We start from the raw sequence: 566 nt of genomic DNA on the forward strand, positions 1-566 counted from the left end.
CTGCACCGTGTCAGCGGCATCGACAGCCGCGGCGGCCGTGACCTCCGTGGTGTCGATCGCCGTGACGGCACCTGCGGTCGCCGTGACGGTGTATGCCGCACCCGGAGCCGCAGAAGCGGGAACCGGGTAGTCGAGCGTGAAGTCACCCGAGGCGTTCGTGGTCGCCGTGACAGGGCCGCCGACGTTCGCGCCGCCGCCCGGAGCTGTCAGCTGCACGGACACCTGGGTGTTCCCCGGCCAGTTCGATCCCGTGACCGGAAGGCTGGTGCCCGCCTGCACGGTGGCTGCGGCATCGACGGCGGCCACGGGGGCGTCCGTCACCTCGGTGGTGTCGGTCGCCGTCTGCGTGCCCACCGATGCCGTCACCGTGTAGCCGGTGGCCGCGGGTGTGCCGGCCGGAACAGGGTAGGCGACCGTGAAGGTGCCGGAACCGTCGGTGGTGACCAGTACGGGGCCGCCGACGTTCGGGCCGGAAGCCGGAGCCGACAGCTGCACCGAGACCTGGGTGTTCGCCGGCCAGTTGGCACCGGAGACCGCGAGATCCGTCCCCGCCTGCACGGCGGGGG

1 protein-coding gene is annotated in these 566 nt (G+C 72.6%); it reads right to left on the reverse strand.

Features of this window, described 5'->3' with window-relative positions; genetic code table 11:
- Nucleotides 1-566, reverse strand: a 566-nt coding sequence (locus AX744_RS20465; protein ID WP_197429142.1) for a hypothetical protein, incomplete at both ends; no start/stop codon positions are given.

Source organism: Microbacterium sp. CCH5-D1 (assembly GCF_001557335.1).
Lineage (GTDB): Bacteria > Actinomycetota > Actinomycetes > Actinomycetales > Microbacteriaceae > Microbacterium > Microbacterium oxydans.